The 6,943-nt window shown below is 69.8% G+C and carries 4 protein-coding genes; all 4 read left to right on the top strand.

Annotated features, from left to right (window positions below; all coding sequences use genetic code 11):
- The first annotated feature begins 26 nt into the window (after positions 1-26).
- The 4 genes from ACIPVN_RS07570 (at position 27) to ACIPVN_RS07555 (ending at position 6,940) form a co-directional block, all read left to right on the top strand.
- Positions 27-4,538 (top strand): FtsK/SpoIIIE domain-containing protein, encoded by a 4,512-nt coding sequence (locus ACIPVN_RS07570; protein ID WP_400441562.1) that lies wholly within the window; start codon positions 27-29, stop codon positions 4,536-4,538.
- A 163-nt stretch (positions 4,539-4,701) separates the two neighbouring features.
- Positions 4,702-5,580 carry a hypothetical protein gene (locus ACIPVN_RS07565; protein WP_400441559.1) on the top strand — a complete coding sequence of 293 codons (879 nt, stop codon included), beginning with the start codon at positions 4,702-4,704 and terminating at the stop codon, positions 5,578-5,580.
- A gap of 36 nt (positions 5,581-5,616) precedes the next feature.
- Positions 5,617-6,510, top strand: a complete 894-nt coding sequence (locus tag ACIPVN_RS07560) for a hypothetical protein (RefSeq protein WP_400441556.1) — start codon at positions 5,617-5,619, stop codon at positions 6,508-6,510.
- 82 nt (positions 6,511-6,592) lie between these two features.
- The gene (locus ACIPVN_RS07555) at positions 6,593-6,940 is read left to right on the top strand and encodes a hypothetical protein (protein ID WP_247623530.1); all 348 of its coding nucleotides are present in this window, start codon (positions 6,593-6,595) and stop codon (positions 6,938-6,940) included.
- Positions 6,941-6,943: the final 3 nt, after the last annotated feature.

Here is a 6,943-nt window from a genome sequence, read left to right as displayed (position 1 = left end):
CGCCCCGGGCGCGGTGAGGATCGACGATGAGAGTCAAGCTGACCCTGCGCCGCCCCGCGGCACCCCTGACCGACATCGTCGTGATGGCCGACTCGACGGCCACCGTGGCCGACGTCGCGCGGCAGATCGCGTCGAGCGATCCGACCCGCAGCATCCCCGCATCGCCGACCGACGTGCTCACCCTCTCCGTCGCCCCGCCGACGAGCGAGCAGCTCACCATGCTCACCCCCGACCTGCTCGTCGGCGACGCCCCGCTCGGCTCCGGTTTCCTCGCGGAGGTCGTGAACCTCGGTCCGAACCGGGCATCCGTCGGCACCGCCGGGGCGCGCCCCGCCGCCGTTCTCACGGTGGTCGCCGGCCCCGCGACGGGCCAGGAGTTCGCCCTGCCCATCGGGCACTTCCTCATCGGTCGCGACGCCGCGAACGACGTGACGATCGCCGACCCGCTCGTCTCGAAGCGCCACGCGCGCATCGAGGTCGCGACGACCTTCGTCGAGATCGTCGACCTGAACTCGGCCAACGGCATCCTCGTCGACGGCGGCCTCGTGCAGCGCCTGCGCGTGATCCCCGGCCAGCGCTTCACCCTCGGCGACTGCGAGTTCGTCGTGCACCTCGTGAGCGACTTCGACGGCTCCGCGGCCGGAGACCCCGTGCTCGAGCGCGGCGGAGCGCTGCTGTTCAACCGCAGCCCGCGGGTCGAGCCCCGCTTCACCGGCGAAGAACTCGACGAGCCCCGCTACCCCCGCGACCAGGTGCAGCGTCTCTTCCCCTGGCCGATGCTGGTCGCCCCGATCCTGCTGGGCGCCGCGATCTACGCCATGAGCGGCAACCCGCGCTCGCTTCTCATCGTCTTCATGTCTCCGCTGATGATGTTCGGAAACTTCATCTCGCAGAAGACGAACCTCGGTCAGCGCCTGCGCAAAGAGGTCGAGAAGTTCGAGGAGCACTTCGAGCGGCTCGAGGAGAAGCTCTATCTCGCCCAGCCCCGCGAGCGCGAGGTGCGTCAGAACGAGGTGCCGGCGGTCGCCGTCGTCTTCGACGAGGCGATGCGTCTCGGCCCGCTGCTCTGGACCCGTCGCCCCGAGCACTGGAACTTCCTCGCGGTGCGATTGGGCACCTGTACCGACGAATCGCGCACGCGCATCAAGCGCGCCGACATCCCCGAGGCGCTGCCCGAGTACCTCGAGCGCGTCGACCGCCTCGAGGAGCGGTACAAGATGATCGACGACGTGCCGATCCTCGAGTCGCTGCAGAGCTCGGGATCGATCGGCGTCGCCGGCCCCACCTCGCTCGCCAGCGACGCCCTGCGCGGTCTGGCGGTGCAGCTGTTCGGCATGCACTCGCCCAACGAGCTCGTCACCGTCGCGCTCACCGAACCCGGGTGGGCCAACGAGCTCGACTGGCTCAAGTGGCTTCCGCACACCTCCAGCGAGCGCAATCCGTTCAAGGACGTCGCCCTCGCCGACTCCGCCTCGACCGGCACGGCGCTGCTCAACGGTCTCGAGGAGATCGTGCTCCGCCGCTCGCGTGAGGCGAAGTCGCAGCGCCCGCCCTACGGCGACGACTGGGATCCGATGTACTACGGAACCGACGTCAAGCGGGCCGCCGAAGAGGCGACGTTCCCCGGGCAGACCGCGATCCTCGTGATCGTCACGAACGATGCGCCGGTCGACCGTGCGCGCCTCACGCAGATCCTCGAGCGGGGAGCGGATGTCGGCGTCTACGGCCTCTTCGTCGCCCCGGTGGTCGAGTCGCTGCCGGCCGCCTGCCGTTCTTTCGTCGACGTCTCGGCGGGCCTCGAGCACGCGCGGGTCGGCACGGTGCGCAACGGCGTCGCCTACGACGACGTGCGCGTCGAGGGCGTCTCGCACTCGTACATGACGATGTTCGCCAAGCGTCTCGCTCCGGTGGTCGATTCGAGCACCGTGATCGAGGACTCCTCCGACATTCCGAACTCGGTGATGTTCCTGTCGCTCGTCGGCACGGAACTGGCGTCCGATCCCCACGCGGTGATCGACCGCTGGCGACAGAACAACACGATCCTCGACCGCTCCGGCGCGCCGCAGTCGCGCCTGAAGAAGGCGGGCAACCTGCGCGCCATCATCGGGCAGTCGCAGACGGATGCCATGACCCTCGACCTGCGCACGCAGGGGCCGCACGCCCTCGTCGGTGGTACCACCGGCGCCGGTAAGAGCGAGTTCCTGCAGGCGTGGGTGCTCGGCATGGCGGCGGCGCACAGCCCGGACCGGGTGACGTTCCTCTTCGTCGACTACAAGGGTGGATCCGCCTTCGCGGACTGCGTCGATCTGCCGCACTGCGTGGGACTGGTCACCGACCTCAGCCCGCACCTCGTGCGTCGGGCGCTCACGAGCCTGCGCGCCGAGCTGCACCACCGCGAGCACCTCTTCAACCGTAAGAAGGCGAAGGACCTCCTCGAGCTCGAGAAGCGCCGCGACCCCGAGACCCCGCCGGCCCTCGTGCTCGTGATCGACGAGTTCGCGGCGCTCGCCGGAGAGGTGCCCGAGTTCGTCGACGGCGTCGTCGACATCGCTCAGCGCGGTCGCTCCCTCGGCATCCACCTGATCATGGCGACCCAGCGGCCCGCGGGCGTCATTAAGGACAACCTGCGTGCCAACACCAACCTGCGCGTGGCACTGCGCATGGCCGACGAGTCCGATTCGAAGGACGTCGTCGACGACCCGGTGGCGGCGTCGTTCCCGCCCTCGCTCCCCGGTCGCGGGATCGCGAAGACCGGCCCCGGTCGTCTCGTGCCGTTCCAGTCGGCGTACGCCGGCGGATGGACCACCGACGAGGTGCAGCAGGCCGAGGTCAAGGTGGCCGAGCTGCGGTTCGGATCGATCCAGACGTGGGAGGCCGACCAGGCGCCCGAGTCCGACTCGCACGACGAGGACCTCGGCCCGAACGACCAGAAGCGCATCGTCTCGTCGCTCGTCGCGGCATCCTCGATCGCCGGCATCCCGGCCCCGCGCCGCCCGTGGCTCGACGACCTCGAGCGCGCGGTCGACATCCGCGATCTGCCGGTGCTGGGTGACGGGCAGATCCTGCTCGGCAAGATGGACGTGCCCTCTCGGCAGATGCAGGAGCCCGCGTACTTCGTGCCCGACAAGGACGGTTCGCTCCTCGTGTACGGCACGAGCGGCTCGGGCAAGTCGACCGTGCTGCGCACCGTCGCGATCGCGGCCGGGTTCCACGCGGCGCACGCCGACGTCGAGGTCTACGGCCTCGACTTCGGGTCGGGTGCGCTGAAGAGCCTCGAGGTCCTGCCGCACGTCGGATCGATCATCGGGGGCGATGATGCCGAGCGCGTGCAGCGCATCCTGCGCTCGCTCGCGCGCGTGCTCGACGATCGCGGCAAGCGCTTCAGTGCCGCCAACGCCTCGAGCCTCACCGAGTACCGCGAGATCACCGGGTCGCGCGAGCCGCGCATCCTGCTGCTGATCGACGGCTTCCCGCAGTTCCGCAGCGAGTGGGAATCGACCACCGCGCGGATGCCGTTCTACCAGACCTTCATGCGCATCCTCGGCGAGGGCAGGCCGCTCGGCGTGCACGTGATCGCGAGCGCGGACCGCTCGGGCTCGGTGCCCACGGCGGTCAGCGCGAACGTCTCTCGCCGCGTGGTGCTGCGCCTCTCCGACGACTCCGGTTACGCCATGCTCAATGCTCCGAAGGACGTGCTCGACGAGACATCCGCGCCGGGTCGCGCGATCGTCGACGGTCTCGAGACGCAGATCGCGACGCTCGGCGGCACTCCCAACGTGGCCGAGCAGACCAAGCTGCTCGAACAGCTCGCGGCGCAGCTGCGCGGTGCCGGCGTGCGGGAGGTCGAGGAGATCGGTGCGCTGCCGACCCGCCTGTCGGTGCGCGACCTGCCCGATCGCCTGGGCGAGTTCCCGGTGCTCGGCGTCGCGGAGGACACCCTCGCCGCACGCGACTTCGACCCGGTCGGCACGTTCGTCGTGGCCGGGCCCCCGCAGTCGGGCAAGACCACGGCTCTCAAGGGCCTCATCACGTCGATGCGGCGCCTCGATCCGGCGGTCAAGCTGTTCCACTTCGGCGGACGACGGGCGCAGCTCAAGGGCTACGCCGACTGGACGCGCAGCGCCACCACACCCGAGGAGGCGAAGGAGCTCGCCAAGGAGCTCGTCGAGCTCGTCGCCGACGAGTCACTCGGCATCCGCATCCTCATCGTGGTGGAAGACGTGCCGCAGTTCGCGGATTCGCCGGCGGAGCGCGACATGAAGGCGCTGTTCCAGGCGATCAACCGCAGCGACCACCTCATGATCGGCGACGCCGACGTCACGCAGGTGACGAGTGGCTTCGGGTTCATCGGCGACTTCAAGGCCGGGCGCAAGGGCATCATCCTCAAGCCCGATTCGTTCGACGGTGACGCGGTGTTCAAGGTGCCGTTCCCGAAGGTCAAGCGCACGGACTTCCCCGAGGGGCGAGGCATCTTCGTGCAGGCCGGTCGTCAGGTCACGGTGCAGATGCCGCTGGTCGAGGGGGAACGGGTCGGCTGAGCTCGCGTCTGCGACGGCATCCGGTCGGGAGAAAACCCGGAGCGGATGCCGCCGCTTCGGCGTGCCGGACGGTGGGAGGCCGTGACGCGCCGCCGGCGCGGCATCCGGTCTCCCTTTTCTCACGTGAGCACGTTCGGAGGCGGGCACGGCTTACGCTTTTCGCATGGGTGTGTTCGATGCGGTGGTGGAGTTCGAGCGGGGCGTGCTCGAGCGTGACGAGGCGCTGAAGCCGGTCTGGGAGCGTTTCGCGGCGGCGGGTGAGGCGCGGGTGCGCGAGCTGTCACGCGATGCGGCGTTTCCGTCGTGGCCGGGGGCGACGTCGGCGTCGGTGTTGAAGGCTGCGCTGGTGGAGGCGGAGGTCTTCGTGGTCCTGTCGGAGTATGCGCGGGAGGCGGGGCCGTTGGTGCGTGCGGGTGATGCGGAGCGGTGGGAGGCGCTGGTGCGTGAGGCGCAGCGCCGGAGCGGTGAGGGGCATCTGGGGGAGTTGCAGGAGAGCGTCGTGGGTGCCGCGTCGTTGCGGGAGCGGTTCGGATGGGCGCCCCCACGGCGCACACAGCGCGGGGGGATCCCGTGCGACTGCGGCTACGCGACGGACGGGGTCGTGCCGAGGATTCTCTGCGATGACTGCGAGGACCTGCTTCTTCTTCGATGGGTCGGTGAGGAGAGACGCATCCTGCGAACACTGCCGACGTACGGGGAAGAGGTCGCCGCAGTCGTATCGAAGGTTGCCGTGAAGCAGGAGCGAGCATGGGTCAAGGGTGGCGAGTACACCGCTTCTGACGCTGCAGGCATACGTCGGGCGGGCGGCAGAGCGCTGGGTCGTTTGCGCCGAAAGCACCGCGCAGAGCTGCGGGCCGTCGACCTCGCCCGTTGGTCGGCGACCGCTGCCCCGATCGCGGCGGCAGCGATGACCGCCTATCGCGAGACCGCCGCGAAGGTCGCCCCGCGCGGACTCGGCGCGGCAGCCCTCACGGAACTCGTCACGGTGGATCTTCGCCTCGCCTCGAAGCACGGTGCGGCGGCGGTCCGGCACAGTCGGTGAGCACGTTCGGAGGCGGGCACGGCTTACGCTTTTCGAATGGGTGTGTTCGATGCGGTGGTGGAGTTCGAGCGGGGCGTGCTCGAGCGTGACGAGGCGTTGACGTCTGTCTGGGAGCGTTTCGTGGCGGCGGGTGAGGCGCGGGTGCGCGAGCTGTCACGCGATGCGGCGTTTCCGTCGTGGCCGGGGGCGACGTCGGCGTCGGTGTTGAAGGCTGCGCTGGTGGAGGCGGAGGTCTTCGCGGTCCTGGCGGAGTATGCGCGGGAGGCGCAGCCGTTGGTGCGTGCGGGTGATGCGGAGCGGTGGGAGCCGCTGGTGCGCGAGGCGCAGCGCCGGAGCGGGGAGGGGCATCTGGGGGAGTTGCACGAGAGCGTCGTGGGTGCCGCGTCGTTGCGGGAGCGGTTCGGATGGGCGCCCCCACGGCGCGCACAGCGCGGGGGGATCCCGTGCGACTGCGGCTACGCGACGGACGGGGTCGCGCCGAGGAATCTCTGCGACGAGTGCGAGGATGCACTGCTGCGGCGATGGGTCGCGGAGGAGCGGCGGATCCTCCGGGGGATGCCCGGCTACGCCCAGGAGATCGCGGCGGTGATCACCGACACGGAGGCGAAGCAGCGCAGGATCCTGGAGAAGGGGAGCGACGAGTACAGCGAGACGTTCGGTCAGCGGAAGGCCGGGGGAAGGCGTCTCGGCCGACTGCGCCGCGCGCATCGGAAGGAACTCGACGCTCAGGACCTCCGGCGATGGACACGGCTCGGCGAGGTCATGGAGCATGCCTCCACCACCAGTATCCGCACCACCGCGGCGAAGACGCGCGGTCGGGGCCTCGGTGCCGCCGGCATCACGGAGCTGGGGATCCTGGCCGATCGCGAGAGCATCCGGGCGCTGACGAAGAAGGCCGAGAACGGCGCCGCGCGCCGTACGGCGCGGTGATCCGCAACATGGGGAGTGCTCCCCATCGTGTGAGACGTCGCCGCCCACTAATGTCGTATCGTCCAGGAACTGAGGAGGGGCGATGAGCGGCCAGAGCATGATCGTGCCGATCGAGTATCTGCAGACCACGAGCGAGCAGCTCACGGCGATCGTCAGCGAGTTCGAGTCGGCGTCGGGGCGCCAGGACGACGTCGAGGCCGCCGTCGCACGGCCCTACGGCGACGGTCGGCTTCAGGACCGCTGCCACGACTTCGAGGGCAGCTGGAACGACAGCCGCGACAAGCTGCTGACGAAGCTCAAAGAAGTCGCGCAGCGAGTGCAGGGCACGGTCGACGAGGTCACCAGCCTCGACTCCGAGATGGCGACGTCGATGGAGCAGTCGGGCAGCAGCGCGGGCGGATCCGGCGGTCACGCGCCGGTGGCGTACTGACAC

Origin of the sequence: Microbacterium sp. NPDC090003 (assembly GCF_044748385.1) — a bacterium.
Classification (GTDB): domain Bacteria; phylum Actinomycetota; class Actinomycetes; order Actinomycetales; family Microbacteriaceae; genus Microbacterium.
The sequence above is the reverse complement of the archived record's forward strand: the minus strand, read 5'-3'. Positions and strand labels throughout refer to the sequence as shown.